At 38.1% G+C, this 18,076-nt stretch carries 19 protein-coding genes; 5 read left to right on the forward strand and 14 right to left on the reverse strand.

Annotation, left to right across the window (positions count from 1 at the left end; all coding sequences use genetic code 11):
* The 3 genes from ACMX3D_RS22515 to hisG form a co-directional block, all read right to left on the reverse strand.
* Positions 1 to 426 (reverse strand): response regulator, encoded by a 426-nt coding sequence (locus tag ACMX3D_RS22515; protein WP_482752405.1) that lies wholly within the window; start codon positions 424 to 426, stop codon positions 1 to 3.
* A gap of 17 nt (positions 427 to 443) precedes the next feature.
* A complete protein-coding gene (locus ACMX3D_RS22520) occupies positions 444 to 2,660 on the reverse strand; it encodes a GAF domain-containing protein (RefSeq protein ID WP_482748038.1) in 2,217 nt (738 codons plus the stop codon).
* A 243-nt stretch (positions 2,661 to 2,903) separates the two neighbouring features.
* Positions 2,904 to 3,548, reverse strand: coding sequence for an ATP phosphoribosyltransferase (gene hisG / locus ACMX3D_RS22525; RefSeq protein WP_482748039.1), 645 nt, complete (start codon positions 3,546 to 3,548; stop codon positions 2,904 to 2,906).
* Between the two features lie 82 nt (positions 3,549 to 3,630).
* On the opposite strand from hisG, the gene rppA reads away from it, so the two are divergent.
* Positions 3,631 to 4,317, forward strand: coding sequence for a two-component system response regulator RppA (gene rppA, locus ACMX3D_RS22530; protein ID WP_482748040.1), 687 nt, complete (start codon positions 3,631 to 3,633; stop codon positions 4,315 to 4,317).
* Positions 4,318 to 4,351: 34 nt separating this feature from the next.
* Here the strand turns inward: rppA and ACMX3D_RS22535 are convergent, their stop codons facing one another.
* Positions 4,352 to 5,392: a 1-acyl-sn-glycerol-3-phosphate acyltransferase gene (locus ACMX3D_RS22535; protein ID WP_482748041.1), complete on the reverse strand. Its 1,041-nt coding sequence runs from the start codon at positions 5,390 to 5,392 to the stop codon at positions 4,352 to 4,354.
* Between the two features lie 201 nt (positions 5,393 to 5,593).
* Between ACMX3D_RS22535 and ACMX3D_RS22540 the strand changes: the two genes are divergently transcribed.
* A complete protein-coding gene (locus tag ACMX3D_RS22540; RefSeq protein ID WP_482748042.1) occupies positions 5,594 to 6,070 on the forward strand; it encodes a hypothetical protein in 477 nt (158 codons plus the stop codon).
* Between the two features lie 46 nt (positions 6,071 to 6,116).
* Here the strand turns inward: ACMX3D_RS22540 and ACMX3D_RS22545 are convergent, their stop codons facing one another.
* Positions 6,117 to 6,515, reverse strand: a complete 399-nt coding sequence (locus ACMX3D_RS22545; RefSeq protein WP_482752406.1) for a nuclear transport factor 2 family protein — start codon at positions 6,513 to 6,515, stop codon at positions 6,117 to 6,119.
* Positions 6,516 to 6,766: 251 nt separating this feature from the next.
* Between ACMX3D_RS22545 and ACMX3D_RS22550 the strand changes: the two genes are divergently transcribed.
* Entirely contained in the window at positions 6,767 to 7,603 is an 837-nt protein-coding gene (locus ACMX3D_RS22550) for an SDR family NAD(P)-dependent oxidoreductase (RefSeq protein ID WP_482748043.1), read from the forward strand.
* 29 nt (positions 7,604 to 7,632) lie between these two features.
* Here ACMX3D_RS22550 and ACMX3D_RS22555 read toward each other — a convergent pair whose 3' ends face one another.
* Positions 7,633 to 8,427 carry an aspartyl/asparaginyl beta-hydroxylase domain-containing protein gene (locus ACMX3D_RS22555; RefSeq protein ID WP_482748044.1) on the reverse strand — a complete coding sequence of 265 codons (795 nt, stop codon included), beginning with the start codon at positions 8,425 to 8,427 and terminating at the stop codon, positions 7,633 to 7,635.
* 136 nt (positions 8,428 to 8,563) lie between these two features.
* Between ACMX3D_RS22555 and ACMX3D_RS22560 the strand changes: the two genes are divergently transcribed.
* A complete protein-coding gene (locus ACMX3D_RS22560; RefSeq protein WP_482748045.1) occupies positions 8,564 to 10,039 on the forward strand; it encodes an amidohydrolase family protein in 1,476 nt (491 codons plus the stop codon).
* A gap of 30 nt (positions 10,040 to 10,069) precedes the next feature.
* Here ACMX3D_RS22560 and ACMX3D_RS22565 read toward each other — a convergent pair whose 3' ends face one another.
* From ACMX3D_RS22565 to ACMX3D_RS22600, 8 genes are all read right to left on the reverse strand, one after another.
* Complete coding sequence (locus ACMX3D_RS22565; RefSeq protein ID WP_482748046.1) at positions 10,070 to 10,843, reverse strand: DUF4437 domain-containing protein; 774 nt, start codon at positions 10,841 to 10,843, stop codon at positions 10,070 to 10,072.
* 30 nt (positions 10,844 to 10,873) lie between these two features.
* The gene (locus ACMX3D_RS22570) at positions 10,874 to 11,698 is read right to left on the reverse strand and encodes an alpha/beta fold hydrolase (protein ID WP_482748047.1); all 825 of its coding nucleotides are present in this window, start codon (positions 11,696 to 11,698) and stop codon (positions 10,874 to 10,876) included.
* Between the two features lie 22 nt (positions 11,699 to 11,720).
* Positions 11,721 to 13,109, reverse strand: a complete 1,389-nt coding sequence (gene hisS / locus ACMX3D_RS22575; protein ID WP_482748048.1) for a histidine--tRNA ligase — start codon at positions 13,107 to 13,109, stop codon at positions 11,721 to 11,723.
* Between the two features lie 117 nt (positions 13,110 to 13,226).
* Positions 13,227 to 13,673: a DUF3598 family protein gene (locus ACMX3D_RS22580; protein WP_482748049.1), complete on the reverse strand. Its 447-nt coding sequence runs from the start codon at positions 13,671 to 13,673 to the stop codon at positions 13,227 to 13,229.
* 72 nt (positions 13,674 to 13,745) lie between these two features.
* Positions 13,746 to 15,026 carry a 3-phosphoshikimate 1-carboxyvinyltransferase gene (gene aroA, locus ACMX3D_RS22585; protein ID WP_482748050.1) on the reverse strand — a complete coding sequence of 427 codons (1,281 nt, stop codon included), beginning with the start codon at positions 15,024 to 15,026 and terminating at the stop codon, positions 13,746 to 13,748.
* Between the two features lie 195 nt (positions 15,027 to 15,221).
* A complete protein-coding gene (locus ACMX3D_RS22590; RefSeq protein ID WP_482748051.1) occupies positions 15,222 to 15,923 on the reverse strand; it encodes a hypothetical protein in 702 nt (233 codons plus the stop codon).
* On the reverse strand, positions 15,920 to 16,222 hold the full coding sequence (locus ACMX3D_RS22595) for a hypothetical protein (protein ID WP_482748052.1): 303 nt from the start codon (positions 16,220 to 16,222) through the stop codon (positions 15,920 to 15,922). Before ACMX3D_RS22595 ends, ACMX3D_RS22590 begins: the two co-directional genes overlap by 4 nt.
* Positions 16,223 to 16,232: 10 nt before the next feature.
* On the reverse strand, positions 16,233 to 17,300 hold the full coding sequence (locus tag ACMX3D_RS22600; protein ID WP_482748053.1) for a hypothetical protein: 1,068 nt from the start codon (positions 17,298 to 17,300) through the stop codon (positions 16,233 to 16,235).
* A gap of 399 nt (positions 17,301 to 17,699) precedes the next feature.
* On the opposite strand from ACMX3D_RS22600, the gene ACMX3D_RS22605 reads away from it, so the two are divergent.
* Entirely contained in the window at positions 17,700 to 18,035 is a 336-nt protein-coding gene (locus ACMX3D_RS22605) for a XisI protein (protein WP_482748054.1), read from the forward strand.
* The last annotated feature ends 41 nt before the right edge of the window (positions 18,036 to 18,076 follow it).

Here is an 18,076-nt window from a genome sequence, read left to right on the forward strand (position 1 = left end):
TTACTCCGGTGGCAGTTTTACGATCGCAAACCAGAAATTTTCTATAGATTGTACAATTTTAACGAATTGATCAAAATCAACGGGTTTAGTAATGTAGCAATTGGCAGCCAAATTATAAGCTTTGAGAATATCTTCTTCTGACTGGGAAGTTGTCAAGACAACAACAGGAATTCGCTTGAGATTGTCGTCAGATTTTATTTCTGCCAGTACCTCCCGTCCATCTTTTCTCGGTAAGTTTAAATCTAACAATACAATATCAGGATGAGGCTTTCTCGCATAAATTTCTTGTTTGCGTAAAAATGCCATTGCCTCTACACCATCTTCTACAACATTCAGGTTAATTGAGATTTTGCTATCTTGTAGAGCAATGCGTGTCAGTTCAGCATCGCCGGGATTATCTTCTACTAACAAAACCTCAATTGGCATAATTGTTGGGGTGTGATTCACGATTGTTGACCTGCTTGATCTGGAATTGTGAAGTAGAATATCGAGCCTTGACCCGGTTCTGACTCAACCCAGATACGTCCGCCGTGGCGTTCTATAATTTTCTTACAAATTGCCAAACCAATACCAGTACCCGGATACTTACTTCTACCATGCAAACGCTGAAAGATGACAAAAATACGTTCAGCATACTGTGCTTCTAAGCCAATTCCATTATCGCGTACAGAGAACAACCATTGTTGGGGTGTGGGGAGTGCTGAGTGCTGAGTGCTGAGTGCTGAGTGTTTAGTAAGATATTCTTCCCCTACGCCTCTGCTTTCTTGCTCTTCATCTATTTTGACTACGCCAATATGAATACGTGGTGGTTGTTCACCTCGGAATTTGATGGCGTTACCGATGAGGTTTTGAAATACTTGTGTTAGTTGTGTGGGATCGGCTTTGATTAGGGGTAGAAGGTCATAAGTAATTTCTGCGCCACTATCTTCTATAGCAAATTTTAGATTGGCGATCGCCTGCTGTAAAATCTCTGCACAATCAACTTGGACAAAAGGCTGTCCGCGTGTAGTCACCCGTGAATAATTCAACAAGTCGTTAATCAAGTTCTGCATTCGCCGCGCCCCATCTACGGCGTAGTTAATAAACTGATCCGCAGTTGCATCTAGTTGGTTGCTGTATTTTCGCTCTAGTAGTTGTAAATAACTTGTCACCATCCGCAACGGCTCTTGCAAATCATGGGAAGCTACATAGGCGAACTGTTCCAATTCAGAGTTAGAACGTGCTAATTCTTGTGCTTGACGGGTTGCTTGTTCTAAAAGTTGTGATTGGGATAAGGCTATGCCAATTTGGTTAGCTAACTGGAGCAATAACTCTGTTTCAAAGTTGCTCCAATGGCGGGGGTGAGCGCACTGATGAGCAATTAATAAGCCCCAAATTCCTTCTCGCATCAAAATTGGGACTACGAGGTTAGCCTTAACACCAAACTGCTGGAGAAATTCTCTGTGACAGTCTAGGATGTGGGCTTTTTCAATGTCAAAAATTGCACTGATGCGTCCTTGACGATATTTCTCTATGTAGTCTGCCTGAAAACAAGGATCAAGAATATTTTTTCCTAAAACAACAGGCCAACCTGGTAAAACGGCTTCTTGTACGACTGTCCCGGAACCATCAGGACAAAGTCGAAAAATTAGTACTCTGTCAGCTTGCAGAAGTTTTTGAACTTCTTTAACTGTAGTTTGGAGGATGTCTTCTAATTGTAAGGATTCTCGGATTTTGAGAGTAATTTCGGCAAATAATTGCGATCGCAAGTTTTGCCGTTTTAATTCTTCTTCTGCTTGCTTGCGCTCAGTGACATCAAGGGTAACACCAGTCATCCGCATTGGCGCATTATTAGCATCGTAGATGACAGTACCCCGTGCTAAAATCCAATGAATACTGTTATCAGGCCAAATACAGCGATATTCTGCTTCATAATCGCCGTGAGATTCTATAGCTTGTCTGATACACTCTTGCACATCAGAGCGATCGCCAGGATGAATGCATTCCAACAGCTTACTATAGGTAAACTCAACTTCTGGCGACAGGCCAAAGTTAATATGGCACTGGCTAGAGGTAGACAACTCCAATGTTTTTAGGTCAAGTTGCCAAGAACCCAGTTTAGCAGCTTGCAAAGCTAACTTCAGTCGTTGGTCACTCTCACGTAAAAAAGCCTCAGTTTGCTGTCTTTCCGCTAAATTCCGCCGCAGTTCCAACTGACTAATTACCTGACGACCTAGCGCCAACAGCGCCTCTATTTGTTGTTGATTAAGTTCTCGTGGTGCAGGGTCAATTGCACAGAGAGTTCCTAATATTTGTCCATCTGGAGAAATTAAAGGTACACCTGCATAAAACCGCACATGGGGATAACCTGTGACTGCGGGATTTGCGGCATATTGTTCGTGTTTTAAAGTATCTTTAATTACTACAATATCCTTGCGTTCTAGGCAAAGATAAGACAACCCAAAATTCCGAGGTACTTCTGGCACATCTACACCAAGTTTAGCTTTGAACCACTGACGGTTTTCATCAATGAAATTGACCAAAGCAATAGAAGTGCCACAAATAAAAGCAGCTAATCGGGCTAGATTATCGTAAGCTTGTTCTGGTTCAGTATCGAGAATTTGATATCGGCGCAGAGCTTCTAGTCTCGCCTGTTCGTGATTATGTGATTCAGTGTGCATCAATATTTTATGAAAAACTCAGACAAAAGGTTTAATTAAAAGTCGTGAATAAGTGATTTTTTAATTAATCTTTTTTTACTTTAGTTAATAATTTAGCTAACTCTGAATTTTTAGAGGAGTTTTTTTAGATTTTTAGTTTGCAACAAAGAAAGCGATCGCCGCACACTTTAATATTGGGCATAATTCTAGTGTAAATAAAATAGATTAGGGAGTAGCAAACAACCCTCCACTCCCTACTCCTCATTACACTGCTACCAAAGCAGCCTCTCGCAACTTCGCACTCAACTCGCACAGATTACCTGTATTGATGCGGTAACTTAAAGGATGGGCAATCAACCGCGCGGTACTGTGGTATAAAGTCTCAAGCTCAATTAAGCCATTTTCGCGCAAAGTCCGCCCCGTAGATACCAAATCTACAATTGCTTCTGACATTCCGGTAATCGGGCCAAGTTCCACCGAACCAGACAATGGCACTATTTCTATTGGTAAATCTAAACTTTGGAAATATTCTCGCGCACAATTTACATACTTAGAAGCAACTCGACTGTGGGGAGGAAAATCTAAAGGTGATTTGTAAGGACTTGATGCTTTCACTGCCACAGACATGCGACAATAGCCAAACTGCAAATCTACTAAATGAGCAACTTGTGGCTGTTTTTCTCGTAACACATCATAACCGACAATACCCAACTGTGCTTGACCATATTCTACGTAGACTGGTACATCCTGTGCGCGTACTAACAAACCTTTAGCTTGTCCACTAGCATCAAGAATCTGAAGTTGGCGATTTCCAGAATCTAAAAAAGCACTAAAATCCAATCCTACAGATTGCAGCAGGCGGATGCTATTTTTCAGTAGTTCCCCTTTTGGGAGTGCAACAGTCAACATTCTTTTTCTGGATATCCTTAGTGTGTTGGTAGTTCATTTATTATTATTCTTGAGAATATCTCGATTGCTTAACATAAGCAGCATGAGAATTTTATTAGTTGACGATGAAGTAGAATTAACTGACCCCTTAAGTCGCGTGTTAACTCGTGAAGGTTACACCGTAGATGCAGCTTATGACGGGACGAATGGTAGTCAACTGGCAACAGCCAGTAATTATGACTTACTAATTTTAGATTGGATGTTACCAGGAAAAACCGGTTTGGAGATTTGCCAAGAAGTGCGACGACAAGGCAAAAATACACCTGTGTTGTTTCTTACAGCCAAAGATACTTTAGACGATCGCGTGCAAGGTTTAGACGCAGGTGCAGATGATTATTTAGTCAAGCCCTTTGAATTACGAGAATTGTTAGCGCGAGTCCGGGCTTTATTGCGTCGAGGTGGTTCCCAAATTTATGAAACGACTCCCGGAAGGCTAGTTGTTGCTGATTTAGAACTTGATTGTGATAACCAAGTAGCATACCGTCAAGGACGCATTATTGAACTATCGCAAAAAGAAAGCCAACTGCTGCAATACTTCATGGAACACACCGGACAGTTGCTAACTCATGCCCAAATTATGGAACATCTATGGCAGGATGAAGAACAACCAAGTAGTAATGTCATAGCAGCATTAATTCGCCTATTGCGCCGGAAGATTGAGGTAGGTAAAGAAACTACTTTGATTCACACAGTTTACGGTAAAGGCTATCGCTTTGGTGCTGCTTCTTGAGAAACTACATAATACTCTCTCTTTTCCTCTGCGTTTACCTCAGCGTTACTTTGCGTTTATCAACTAAAAATTGATTAAGTTGAGTTTGCAGTTTATCCCGAAGTTTTTGCGCTTGTTGATAAGTATCAGCACGGTCTTTACCAAAATTCATCTGCTTTTCTAAAGGTTGAATAAAGTATTGTAAGCGGGTTCTCATTGCCCAAACTCCCATTGAGGGAAATAAAAGCAAGATGAACATTAACGGAGATATAGGTAAGAACGGTAATTTAATTATTCGCTGTAATTTTTTACTATTAATAGTCCAAGGATGTAAAAACTCACTGCCGATGCAAATTACTGGCAAAATCGGAATATGATAGCGATCGCTCAACTGAATAAAGCTGACATCGAATTTTTGCAGTTGATAGCGTTTGTGCCAACCTTTACCCGGCCCGCGTATCCCTTCGGGTGCATATAGTAAAATTTTACCTTGTGCGATCGCTGCCTCAAAATCCTTAATTTCTGCCCGCACTCCACCTAAAACCTGTGACCATTGCGATGGTAGCCACCAAATCATCCAAGGATGTTCAAATAAAGATGTACTTGCTAATGGTTGTACAGACCATTCGCGTGTTTCACCTAATAAATAACCTAAAGTGATAAAATCCCAAGGAAAACACATACCTGCATGATTCATCGCTACAATCATTGGGCCTGTTTGCGGCAAGTTACCAATTTGTTGTAGTTCTCCCCGAAAATAATATTTAACAATAAAAGCTAAAATTTCTTGGCGAAAAGCTTGTTGATAGTTAGGATTAAATTCGCCTATTTCTTTTCTTGGTGAACGACAACCCAAACGCAACCATCGAATTAGTAGTGCTAAATAAAACCCAAAAGGTATGAGAAATAATATGTATTCCAACCAATTCCAACCATCCGGGTCGCTGTGATAATGTTGCCAGTGACGGTTAAACAAAATTAACCAGCCTGGTGGATACCAAAGGCAAATCCAATCAACCCAGCTAAATTTAAAACCTTTATCTAAAGATTTTTCTTGGGGTTGGTTAAGAATGTTTTCGGAATGTTGATTAATCACAAAGTTTATGTGGATTAGACAACAGGATACTTAAGTGTATATCTTAAGCTTTGAATCTTAGTCCACACATCCCACTGTAGATGTAAAATTCTTTACATTTGTAGCTTACATTTAGCAATATTTGTTAGTTTCTTAGTCGGTTAAATCAAGAGTGTGTGAGTGATAGAATAATAAGAGTACGCAATTAATTTTCCTCTGTAAATGAATAAAGCATTGGATGAAACCCTTTCGCTTGAGATTGCTAAACTTATTAAAAGTAAGGCAAATAAAACTTTTGAGAATGCTTACAAAGCAGCATTAGCGACAGAGGGAGCAATTTATGTTCAAGGGTTTTTAGTTTATGCTGGCAAACCCTATCGGCCTGTTGAACATGGTTGGATTGAGTTAAAAGATACTTCTGGAGAAGAGTCCCTCACACGCATCATTGATCCCAACTTACCGCACCTACACAAAAATAACCAAGAACTTTGGTATTTTCCAGCGCAAAGCTTGAATACCAAACAACTAAAAGCCATCATTGAAGAATCAAAAGAAGATTATCCTGAAGATGATCCCCTACCAATTTATGGCACAACACCTTATGAATACTATGGTGATGTGATGTTGGGTGGAAAAGAATATTTAACAGCTTATCAAGCAGCAGAAGCTAAATGCAAAGAGTTAAAAGAACTTAATTGATATTAACTCAATAAATATTGACAATTGACCATTGACTTTTGACAAATCAATAAGATTTCCCATCGCTACCAAAGTATTCTCGATAGCTACAAATTTTATCGCCGCACACATCAAAAGAAACTGCGACACGATTTTTATAAGGTTGTCCTAATAACAGACCTTCATCGCGAAATTCAAACACAACAGTTGTGTCATTACTGGTAACGCGGTCAAGAGAAGTTAATGTAATTCCCGAACTAAAAGATTCAGAAACGTATTGAAGAAACTCTTGGGCGCGTTCTTTCCCCTCATTCAAGCCGTGAAACTTTCCCATCGGAAACCAGAAAGTAAAATCTTCCGTAAGCATATCGAGAAATGCTTGCCATTCTCCAGTAGCTAGACCATGTGTAAAATGTTCAAATGCTTGGTGAGCGACTTTTAAAGTATTTGCAGGGTCTTGTGTCATCATGCTCAAATGCTTATAGATTAAGTGTAATCATTTAAACTATATATTTTATCTAGCTTTAAAACTTACTTTCTGTCAAACAAACTTGGATTACGATGGTGATCAATTATTACAATAATTAATTTTTTATTGACTTACTGGCTCTGACTTGATATTTAAAAAGCTAGTATTTGATTACAAAATAATCAAATACTAGCTTTTTTGTTGACCATTTTTTTTACTTCGTTCAATTTACTATTTAGTAGACGAAAATGACATCAAAACTAGCAATAGTGACAGGTGGTACTCGTGGTATTGGTTGGGGAATATCACAGCAGTTAGCTAAAGATGGCTATGACCTTATATTGGGCTTTAATTCCAATGAAGAAGCAGCATTGATGGCCAAGGCTAACTTAGAATCGACCTATGGCAAAAAAGTTTACCTGATTAAAGGGGATGTAGCAGACGAATTAACTATTGAGAAAATTTTTAAATGTGTTGAAGATAATTTTCAGGGTAAACTGACAGCATTTATTCATAATGCTGGATTATATGTGGGACTGACAACATCTCATGAATCTAGTCAAGCTATTTCAGCAGCTAATGATTCCACTCTATTATTAGGAACTGGTAAATGGACTACTTTTGATAAGTACGATTACTATCAAAATGTTTATCCTAAATGCTTTATTAGATGCGTAGAAAAAGCTATCAATTATATGGAAGATGGCAAAGGCTATATAGTAGCAATATCTTCTCCTGGGTGTAATAGTAATCAAACACCAAAATTGCAGTATGCTATGCCGGGGCAAGCTAAAGCAGTTGTGGAATTTTTAGCTAGATACTATGCCAAAACACTTGCTTCACGGCGAATTACAGTAAATGTAGTTATTCCCGGTTTTGTTAAGACTGAAGCTTGGAATTTTATCACATCTAATCGTGGAGGAATAGATAGCGAAGTTGTAAAAAAGATGATTGAAAATACCCCTATGCAACGTTGGTCAGCCCCCGAAGAAATAGGTGGAGTAGTAGCTTTTTTATGCTCACCTCAAGCTGCATTTATTACTGGAGTAGCTTTGCCTGTTGATGGTGGCTTACATCTAAGTTAGAAGCTTAACTATTACTGTGGATATAAAAATTATAAAGCTTTATCCCACTCTAATTGATGAGCTAAACCATACTTGATAAAATCTTCCTCTTTAGCTTTATCACTCTTACCAAACACACCTAAACTGTAAGGATTATCTTGCATACGCTGTGTAACTTGCTCTTTCTCAAATTGAATTACTTCCTCTCTAGGTTTATCCGGTTTAAAAAAGTCTACAACCAAGACAGTTCTATCGTAATTGGTGTAATTGTGCGGACAGTGTGGATAGCTGTGATCTAAAATCAAAAATTTTCCTTCATGCCAATAAAGTTTTTCATGGCATATTTTCATAGCAACATCACCCTCTGGCACAATCAAACCTAAATAGCCACGATTCATGTGAGGATTATAGTTGACATGGAGCTTGATATCTAACCCCGGATGAAATGTACCAAAGTAAACGTTTCTGAGGATATTCTTTTCACTAAAGTTGACTTTTTCTATGGCAATAGCCAAATGAGGAAAATATTTTTTTCTCAAGGCAAGTGCTTTTTGGGATGCCTCATCTGTTCCACAATCTGGATATTGTATTTGATGCAAGTGAATATATTCTTCAATAAAGAAACCTTGAAATAAAATACCAAAGGCACTATATTTTGAATTGCCTTTGGTTTTAATTGTTTTATTTTTAGGGCCTAAAACATCGTAAGCAAACTTTAACTCTTCATTTGATGCCTGCTGCATAAAGCTAGTAAATTCATTTCTAATTACTTGCCAGTTATCTCGCAGAGTTTTGAGAAACGGAAATTGCTCTGGGTTGAGATGATACTCATTAAAATTTGCCATTGTTTTTATCCTGGAGAAGATTGAATAAAAAACTGTTACATAATCATCGGTTTTAGCTTGGGTTCCGGTACGATGTTGAAATTCCTAGTTGTACCAGAACTTGATCTGCTGTACTTATTTTAGTGTGAGGTCTACTGTGTCTGAACCTCCTTTATTCGATAAAATTATCAAAAATGTACGGGTTGTTCTTCCTCTTCATGATGCTGTCGAATTACTTGATATAGGCATTAAGGATGGTAAATTTGCTGAAATTACTCCTCATATTGACGCAAATAAAGCCAGAGAAGTATTCGATGCCAAAAACCTGCTAGGCTTTCCTGGGGTTGTGGATGCTCACATGCACATTGGTATTTATCAACCCCTTGATAAAGATGCGGTGACAGAAAGTAAAGCCGCTGCAATGGGGGGAGTCACAACTAGTCTTAATTACATTCGCACAGGACAATATTATCTAAATAAAGGCGGTTCCTACCGGGATTTTTTTCCTGAAGTATTGGCGTTATCCGCAGGTAATTTTTTGGTTGATTACAGCTATCATGTTGCACCTATAGCTAGTCAACATATTGATGAAATACCTCTATTATTTGAAGAACATGGCGTAACTTCATTTAAAATCTTCATGTTTTATGGTGGTTATGGTTTGCATGGTTTGTCCAACCAGCAAAACTTGTTTTTGATGATAAATAAAGAGGAACGCTATGACTTTGCTCATTTTGAATTTATTATGCGCGGTATCACTCGTTTGATGGAAAAATATCCAGCTGCGCGAGATACTATTAGCTTGAGTTTGCACTGTGAAGTTGCAGAAATTCTCAACGCATATACCAAAATTGTAGAACATGATTCTACCCTGAGTGGACTGCACGCTTACAGTGCAGCGCGTCCGCCACATTCTGAAGGGTTAGCAATTTGCATTGCTTCTTATTTAGCACATGAAACTAACTGTGCAAACATCAATTTATTGCATCTTAGTTCTCGTAAAGCAATAGAAGCAGCTTTGACGATGCAAACTGCTTTTCCTCATATCAATTTTCGGCGAGAAGTGACTGTTGGACATTTATTATTAGATGTCGATACTCCTAATGGTACTTGGGCAAAAGTTAACCCACCTATCCGTCCTCGTGCTGATGTGGAATATTTATGGCAAGCAATACTAAATAATCAAGTAGATTGGATAGTGAGCGACCATGCTTGCTGTTCTGCGGAACAAAAAAGAAGTGCAAAAGACCCGAATAATATTTGGTTAGCCAAGTCTGGTTTTGGTGGTACGGAATATTTACTTTCCGGTGTATTAAGTGAAGGTAGCAAGCGGGGAATGTCTTACAACCACATGGCTAAGTTGCTATCTTGGAACCCATCGCGGCGTTTTGGGTTGTTAGAAAAAGGAGATATTGCTATTGGTTACGATGCTGATTTGGTGTTGGTAGACCCGAATGAAAGCTTTGTGGTACGTGCAGCTGAGTCCGAGTCACAGCAAGGTTATACACCTTTTGAAGGGATGGAGTTAACAGGAAGGGTGAAGAGTACGTTCTTGCGGGGAAATTTGATTTATAACAATGGGCAAGTTTTGGGTTCACCCACTGGGCGTTATTTGAAACGCTCTAAGTTCTAATTAGTTTGTCAAACTCAGATATTTATTTAGCTATTTATTCCAATCCCAGGGATAGTATGTATGTAATGGTGGTTCCCAAGCATGGTAAGAAAGATGAGGATTCCCACCTCGTACAAGCGCAAAGTATCCAGTTTCTGTGTATGCTGGAGCGTGTGAAATCAATGGCGGTCGCCAAAAGTAACAGCCAGGAGTCATATGACCAGCCTGTGTTGTCAAACTACCTTGAAGGACGAATTCTTCTTCAGGAATGGGATGATATTCTGCAAAAGGTTCAACAAACTGCGGTAAACATCCTAGCAACCAAGTGCTTCTTCCTCCCTCCTGACCCTTGCGTAAAGTTTTTCTCATTGCTCCTGGGGGAAAGCCAGGAGTGATAGTTGCAGACCAAGGAATTAGTTCTGAACTAGACGAAGGTATATATAATTCTCTTTTTGCTCCTGGCGCATCATTTAAGGATTTTGTAAATTGGGGATAGGATTCAGGCATCCACAAAGCTGTAGTATTTTCCTTAACGCTCCATGATTCCATACAAACACCTTGTGGAATAAAGGCATAAGTGTAGCGCCCCAGGCGAAGTTGACCAATTCGCATTTCTCCACTGAGGACAAAAATTTCCACGTCGCAGTTAAAATAACCTGAACTACTTTCCCAGTTTTGTGTCCACTCAATTAATTCGGTAGAAGCATTAGTTTCAGTATCAAAACTGAGAATGCGTGTCAAAGCATTTTCTTGCAAACCATCTACAAGCCAAGGTTTTTGAATAACATCGGCAGATTGAATAAACTCAACGTGATTTCTTGCCATCGTTTTTTGACAAACTTTTATAATAAGTTTTTAATTACCTGATAAATCTAAAAATTCTGTGACTACTTGCGCGATTTGTTCCGGCATTTGGTTCATCATACAAATTGTTCCACCGTCAATTTCAATCACCTGGCTATGAGGAATTGCTTGAGAAATAAAATATCTGTTTTCTACCTTAGCTAAACCAAGTTTATCAAAGGTTTTCATATCCTCAGTTCCCCACAAAATCAAGGTAGGAGATTTTATCAAACGAAATCTTTTTGGCGCATCCAAACAGTAATTTTTTATAGCCCAAACCGCATATAAAGGATAGCCAAAACATTTAAAATCATCTAAAACCCAACGATGATTTAATTCTGGAGAGCCTACATACTGGGCGCGGGCTGACCATCTTTCCATCAAATGAGAACCATCTGATTTGATTTTGAAGCCATCAGAAAATTTTTGGTTTAAAGTTTCTTTTCCGGTGTCATCAAAACCAAAGGCATTAGCTAATATCAATTTATCTACTTTTTCAGGATATGCCGCCGCCACTTCTCCTGCTACAAAAGCACCTGTATGATTTCCTAAAATGCTGGCAGTTGGTATATTTAATTCTTCTAAAAGAGCAATAACCGTTTTGGCATAGTCTTCAACTGAGTACATTCTTGGTGGTTTGTCGGAATCACCAAATCCTAAAAAATCCATAGCAATGACCAGTCTTTTTTGTGCCAAAATAGGCATTAATTCCCGAAATTCATCACTACTTCTGGGTTGTTGATGCAGTAAAAGCAAAGGTTTTCCTTCGCCACCAATGCGATAAAGGATTTGTCCATCCTCGGTGTCTAAAAAAGCTCGCTTAATTGGTTTATTCATAGCACCCTGATAAATTGATGATTTAAATAAGTCGGCGTTTCACTTCCTCTGCCAAATTTGCTAATGCGACTTCTACTTGTTCACCTGTCTGCAAATCTTTGAGTGATGATTTTTGTGCTGCGGCTTCGTCAGCACCAATAATTACACAAAATTTAATTCCTTGTTTATCTGCTGCTTGGAATTGTTTACCTAATTGCTTTTTCTCAAAGTTTGTAATTACATTAATGCCTGCTTGCCGTAACTGTTGCGATACTTTTAAATAAGTCGGCATTAAATCTTCCTGCATATTGACTACTACTACCTGGGCTGGTGTTGCAGGTAGAGTATTAAGAATACCTGCTTTGAGTAACCTGCTAATTAAGCGAGTTAAGCCAATGGAAATGCCAACTCCCGGCATTTTCTCACCGATAAACATACCAACTAATTCTTCGTATCTGCCGCCGGAACAAATACTGCCTAAAGCTTCATGACCGATGAGGGTGGTTTCGTACACAGTGCCTGTATAGTAATTTAAACCACGGGCGATCGCCAAATCAATACAAAAACGCTTATCGGGAACTCCTAAGTTACGCACACCTGCAATTACTGTTTCTAATTCAGTCACACCTAAACTAAATTGCTCGGCTTCTGGAAGATTTTGTGAAAGGTGTTTGAGTTTATCTAATACCTCATCTATACTGCCATCAATTTTAATAAAATCAATAATTTTTTGTGTCTTTTCTGGTGAAATACCTTCTTTTTCTAGTTCTTGTTTTACTTTAGCTTCACCTATTTTTTCGAGGTTATCAATAATGCTAATACAAGTCTTAATTTGATTTTCGGCAATTCCTAGTGATTGAAAAAAACCAGTCAAAATTTTGCGGTTATTGATGCGAATTAAAAAGTCACCGATGTTAACTGCCTCAAATATTTCTGTAATAATTGCAGGCATTTGTGCATCATATAATAAGCTGAGTTCACGCCGCCCAACTACATCGATATCACACTGACGAAACTGACGAAAACGCCCGTCCTTAGCTCGTTCCCCCCGAAATACTACATCCATTTGGTAACGGGCAAAAGGGAAAGTTAATTCATTCAGGTGACGGGCAATATACGCTGCTAAAGGAACAGTTTGGTCAAATTTTAATGCCCTGGCTTCTGAACCCGTTTCGCCGGCTTTATCTCTTTCTGCTTGGCGATTTGGCGGTAAGATTGGGTCGATACCATAGATAATATTGTCGCCTTGATTGCCTTTGGCTTGTAATACTTCTAATCTTTCAACGGCGGGAGTTTCTATAGGGGTAAATCCATAGCTTTCATAAACTCTACGGATGGTATCTAGTAAATATAATTCTAAGCGTTTTTCGCTAGGTAAAAATTCAGGAAAACCGCTAGGAGTAGAAAAGTTAATTTTGTCAGTTTTTGCCATGTGAGTAACTTAACTATACAAATTTATATATAATGAACTACCTATTATGCCATAAAATAGTGCGTCACACGACGTTAACGCACTTTAATTACAAATTATTTCTGACTTTTTAGATTATTATCTTATCCTTTGTTCTTGAATTAACGTGCGTTGATATATTTGATGATTTTTAAACCAATGCCATGTGCGGGCGCGATAGTTATTATCCGGACTAATTTGAATCATTTCATATAAGTATGCTGCTGGGACTGTCTTATAAGAGAACCACAAAATTACAGTTGAATCATCTACTTCCCAGGCTTTACCTGCGATTCGTTCTGTATCAAACCAGAGAGTTTTATCACGATAAGTTCCGGGAAATTTATGTTCTTCTTGTTTCCCATCAGCCCACTTATAGCGATTAATTTGGTAGTAAGAATAAGGACTGTTATCGGGAAACTGACAACTTAAATGAGATTCATGTTTATCTAAAATTTTGCCTTCTGTATCTACAAGTGTATAAGTTCCTACCCAATCGCCTTCATGACGTGCAAGCACTGGCATTTCTTCACGAATATTAGACATGATGCAACTCCTCGAATTAAGTCAGCGTGAATCTTAATCGTTAAGATAAGGTAGGAACGAAGTATTAGCCAGTTATTGTTCTATCATCTTAAAGAATCGAGTGAAGTAATCTGGAAAAGTCTTGGCTGTACAACCTGGGTCTTTAATCACAATTCCTGGAACCTTCAAGCCAGTAACAGCAAATGCCATTGCCATACGATGATCATGATAAGTTTCGATCGCAGCTGGTGTAATAGGGCTAGGTTCAACTTTTAGTCCATCTGCAAATTCTTCAACCTTGACTCCTAAGCGACGCAATTCAGTTACAACAGCGCGAATACGTTCAGTTTCTTTGTAGCGGATATGTTCGACATTACGGATGGTAACAGGTGAACTGGCAAAAGGTGCGATCGCTCCTAATGTTTGTACAAGGTCAGATATATCGTTCATATCAATATCGATACCCTGTAATTGTTCTGGCCCGGTAACTTCAATATAGTCATCAGCCTCACGTACTTGACAACCCATCTGTTCTAGAACATTCAGCCATAGAATATCGCCCTGATAAGATTGCTTAGTTAAATACTTAACCCGCACCCGTCCACCAGTGACAGCAGCTGCGGCGAAAAAGTAAGAAGCATTGGAAGCATCCGGTTCTATTGTGTAATGTCGAGGTTGATAACGTTGTCCTGCTTTGATATGAAATTGATTGTCGCCAATTTGATTCACTTCTACGCCAAAATCTGCCATGAGGCGACAAGTCATTTTTACGTAAGATTGGGAAACTAATGTACCTTCAACTTCAATAATTGTGTCTTGTTGAGCGTAAGGCGCAATCATTAGCAATGCTGAAAGTTGCTGACTAGTTTGATTGGCTTTGATGCGAATATGTCCACCAGAAAATTGCTGACTGTAGATAGTGTAGGGCATATAACCAGGGTTGCCCTCAAAGTTAACGGTTGTTCCGCCTGCTTGGAATACTGTTAACATATCGCTCATTGGTCGTTCCCGCATTCTGGGTACACCATCTAAGCGATATTCACCATTACCCAGTACCACCAAGGCTGTAATAAATCTTGCGGCTGTACCTGCTAAACCTACAAATAAATCCGCCTGGGTTGCGGGAATTTCACCGCCTTTTCCTGACACCTGCATCTGTGCTAAATCAGGATTCAGGGTGATGGGAATGCCCAAATTCTCTACACATTTGGCAAAATACTCGCTGTCTTCGCTAAACAAGGCATTTTCTAAAATTGAGTCGCCTTGCGCCAAAGCTGCAACAAGTAATGCCCGATTGGTAATACTTTTAGAACCAGGAATCTCTACCGTGGCATCCACTGGGCGATTGAGAGCAGGTATAGCAATGGTATCCACGTTCAACCTCTAGATAGTCAGCTACACCTTAAATATACGTGAGTTCGTTGGATTAAGAAACATGGGGAGTGGGGAGTTGGGAGTGGGGAGTGGGTGTATGGGTGAAAGGGTGTAGGGGTAGGATAGTTGTGGGTTTTATAGTTTTTAATTCATTATTTTTTGTAAAAAATTACCTTTGTAGCCAAAAATTTACCTCTATTGAAGTTTTAGATAGTTGGCTATACTCATAATTTTAGAATTTTTAATTGCCCATTTTATGAAATAGCAAAAATTTATATTGTTTTCTACAACAGCTTCAATCATTGAAAGTGACAGAGGAACAATATACACTCCATTATGCTTATACAAAATATTTTTCCTGTTGTTGTTAAAGTAAGCTATTTCATCAATTGCATCTTGAGTATATTCAGTTGCTATAAAAAAACTTAAACAACAACCTTTACTTGCACGCCAACATGCTCGTTCAATTTCTGGTCTACCTACTGGATCTGTATAATTTTTACATTCACCAATTATGTGTTCTACATCAGGTTTATCACAAACCATGCCCCATATATCGTATATATAATCCTTAACTGTAATAAGCTGTAGATCGATTTGTCCTAAAGCTGTTTGCTTGCGAGTAATACTAATACCATCAAGTAAATCAATTCTATTGAATATATTACGAATTAAGTTTTCTAGAGCATCACCTCTATCTTTTGCTGTGATAAAGTCTTCAGAAGCAATTTCCTTAAGATATGTTTTTTCCTGAGAATAAGTATCTAAGTTACTAAAAATCGTTTCACAGCTTGTCGAATCGCCTTCACAATTTTTGACTTTTTGTATAAATCTGTTTAAATCCTCAAGAAATTTTTGCTTGTATATAGGATCAACAGCCTTGCGAGAAGTCTTCATCCCTTTTGCGTTACTAATAAAGGTTTAAAATAAAAGTAAACATTTATATCCTCTTCAGGATATTGATAGTTACACTCAGAACAAAAGGGTAATTCACTATCTCGAATATAATGGAAGTCTGGGCAAGAATATCTTTTCTCAATTCTTACTTCCCCTAATTTTTCTAGTTCTACTAGCCCTTTTATAACTATACCTTCTGAATACTTACAATAATTAGATACATCAGAGACTTTAATAACTCCACCAATGTATTTATCTCTTATGTATTTTCTTATACAGGATATAACATGGATATCCATAATAGGACTCCTAAAGGTTGCTGATTTTCAGCAAAACATACGTAACAACTTCTTCTGGGGCAAATTGCCTGAAATATAGACCACCATTGCTAGTCACAGAAAACGTATGTATTCTTCCATTATAACGGAACCCAATACGACTTTTTTCTTGTTCTTTCCAAGCTTCTACTACCGCAGGGCCAAATATGGGATGAGTTTCCTCGTTGGTATCTCGCATACCTTTAAATGAAAACTTTATTCGTGTAGCTTGATCTCCGGGTATTGGGGCATCCATATCTAAATATTCTCCATTGAGGGCTTTCCTTAGTTCCTCAATATTGATGGTTTTGCGTGGTTTAGCAATAGGTCTAGATTTCTTACTATCAAAGTCACCAATAAAAACTGTTTCTATCATAGATAGAGAGTTATTTATATCTTCTATTGCCGAAGCAAAAAAATCCCGAACAACTCTGTAGTTTCCCCTGACTCCTGCTAGTGGACTATTCTTTCTAAGAATAATCTCAAACTCAAATGTCTCGTGAACATCTAGTAATTGATCTTTGCTAAAAATAGATTTTTTTTCCTGACTGTAGGCTACCAGGAGAAAAGCTTCACTAGGGAACGATAGAAATTTACTAGCCTGTACATTTGAAACATCATGATTTACTACTTCTGTATTTTCTGTACCATCTTCAGAGGTATTAAGACTTAAAAATTTTTCTCCAAGTTCGAGATATATATTTTTGTAAAAATTAAATCTTCTGCCAATGAATGTATTATCTTGCCATCCATTTACCCATTTAACGAATGTTTCTTTATCAAGGATATCAATAAGATATTCAGATTCACCAGCACTAAGAACATAATCTCTTACAAAATTACCAAATTTCTCTGCAAAATCTACATTGTCTCGCATTATTTTGTAATAATTTACTATCTCTTCTGCCAATTTTTCTTTCGACTTTGGAATAGTAGTTACATCTTTGAAATCTCCTAAAAATCTCTCTAAAATTTCTTGAGACACTCTTTTTAATCTTGTTCTTAGTAAGTATTCATTAAATCTTAAGTTTTTGGTTTTTGTTTTTGTAATTTTGTTCATTTCAATGATATTTAGGCAAAACATTAATATATTAAACAAGTTGTTTAATACTGTAGATATTTATCAAGTATTTCACTTAATTCCAGAAAGATTATGACTTCCAAAAATGCTAATGAATTGTTAGTAAATATAACACTTTATTCCAATAAATAAAAAATAAATTCTTCTCACTTAGTCTATTCTCCAAATAATAAAAATATGAATGTTCTTCGATGAACTCATATCTGATGTAGTATGCTCAGTATCTTAGCACAGCAGACATAACATAAGTAACGCCATTAGCTTCGTATACCAAGATGACTAAGCTAACAGAATATCAAAGATTTAGGTATAGACAGCAATACGAAAATATCAAATTTTGTTAGTTGTCTACGACCCAGTGAATGAGGTGATTGTGCAATGGATAAAATAGCTAAATACCGCGAGTACATTCAGACCTTGCTTACTCATTATGCAAGTGACGATATTTCCGATGAGCAGGTTGAGACTCAACTTATTTTTGATACAGAACGAGATCATTATCAGTGGATGAATATAGGTTGGCAACAATTTGACCGTATTTATCGCTGCATCATCCACTTTGACATTAAAAACGGAAAAATCTGGCTTCAGCAGAACTTAACAGATCAAAATCCGGCTGAAGAGTTAGTTAAGATGGGTGTTCCCAAAGATGACATTGTTTTAGGATTGCAGCCTCCGTATAAAAGGCAGTATACAGATTACGGTGTGGCTTAAAAGTTCCATAAATGTAAGGGCGAACGGCCGTTCGCCCTTAC

It is taken from the genome of Anabaena sp. TISTR 8404 (assembly GCF_056847745.1).

Coding starts and splice junctions, on each gene's coding strand:
- ACMX3D_RS22590 (WP_482748051.1), bottom strand. CDS start 15,923: ATGAAGACTTCTCGCAAGGCTGTTGATCCTATATACAAGCAAAAATTT.
- ACMX3D_RS22595 (WP_482748052.1), bottom strand. CDS start 16,222: ATGGATATCCATGTTATATCCTGTATAAGAAAATACATAAGAGATAAA.
- ACMX3D_RS22600 (WP_482748053.1), bottom strand. CDS start 17,300: ATGAACAAAATTACAAAAACAAAAACCAAAAACTTAAGATTTAATGAA.
- ACMX3D_RS22540 (WP_482748042.1), top strand. CDS start 5,594: ATGAATAAAGCATTGGATGAAACCCTTTCGCTTGAGATTGCTAAACTT.
- hisS (WP_482748048.1), bottom strand. CDS start 13,109: ATGGCAAAAACTGACAAAATTAACTTTTCTACTCCTAGCGGTTTTCCT.
- ACMX3D_RS22550 (WP_482748043.1), top strand. CDS start 6,767: ATGACATCAAAACTAGCAATAGTGACAGGTGGTACTCGTGGTATTGGT.
- ACMX3D_RS22570 (WP_482748047.1), bottom strand. CDS start 11,698: ATGAATAAACCAATTAAGCGAGCTTTTTTAGACACCGAGGATGGACAA.
- ACMX3D_RS22565 (WP_482748046.1), bottom strand. CDS start 10,843: ATGGCAAGAAATCACGTTGAGTTTATTCAATCTGCCGATGTTATTCAA.
- ACMX3D_RS22520 (WP_482748038.1), bottom strand. CDS start 2,660: ATGCACACTGAATCACATAATCACGAACAGGCGAGACTAGAAGCTCTG.
- ACMX3D_RS22555 (WP_482748044.1), bottom strand. CDS start 8,427: ATGGCAAATTTTAATGAGTATCATCTCAACCCAGAGCAATTTCCGTTT.
- ACMX3D_RS22605 (WP_482748054.1), top strand. CDS start 17,700: ATGGATAAAATAGCTAAATACCGCGAGTACATTCAGACCTTGCTTACT.
- hisG (WP_482748039.1), bottom strand. CDS start 3,548: ATGTTGACTGTTGCACTCCCAAAAGGGGAACTACTGAAAAATAGCATC.
- rppA (WP_482748040.1), top strand. CDS start 3,631: ATGAGAATTTTATTAGTTGACGATGAAGTAGAATTAACTGACCCCTTA.
- ACMX3D_RS22545 (WP_482752406.1), bottom strand. CDS start 6,515: ATGACACAAGACCCTGCAAATACTTTAAAAGTCGCTCACCAAGCATTT.
- ACMX3D_RS22580 (WP_482748049.1), bottom strand. CDS start 13,673: ATGTCTAATATTCGTGAAGAAATGCCAGTGCTTGCACGTCATGAAGGC.
- ACMX3D_RS22515 (WP_482752405.1), bottom strand. CDS start 426: ATGCCAATTGAGGTTTTGTTAGTAGAAGATAATCCCGGCGATGCTGAA.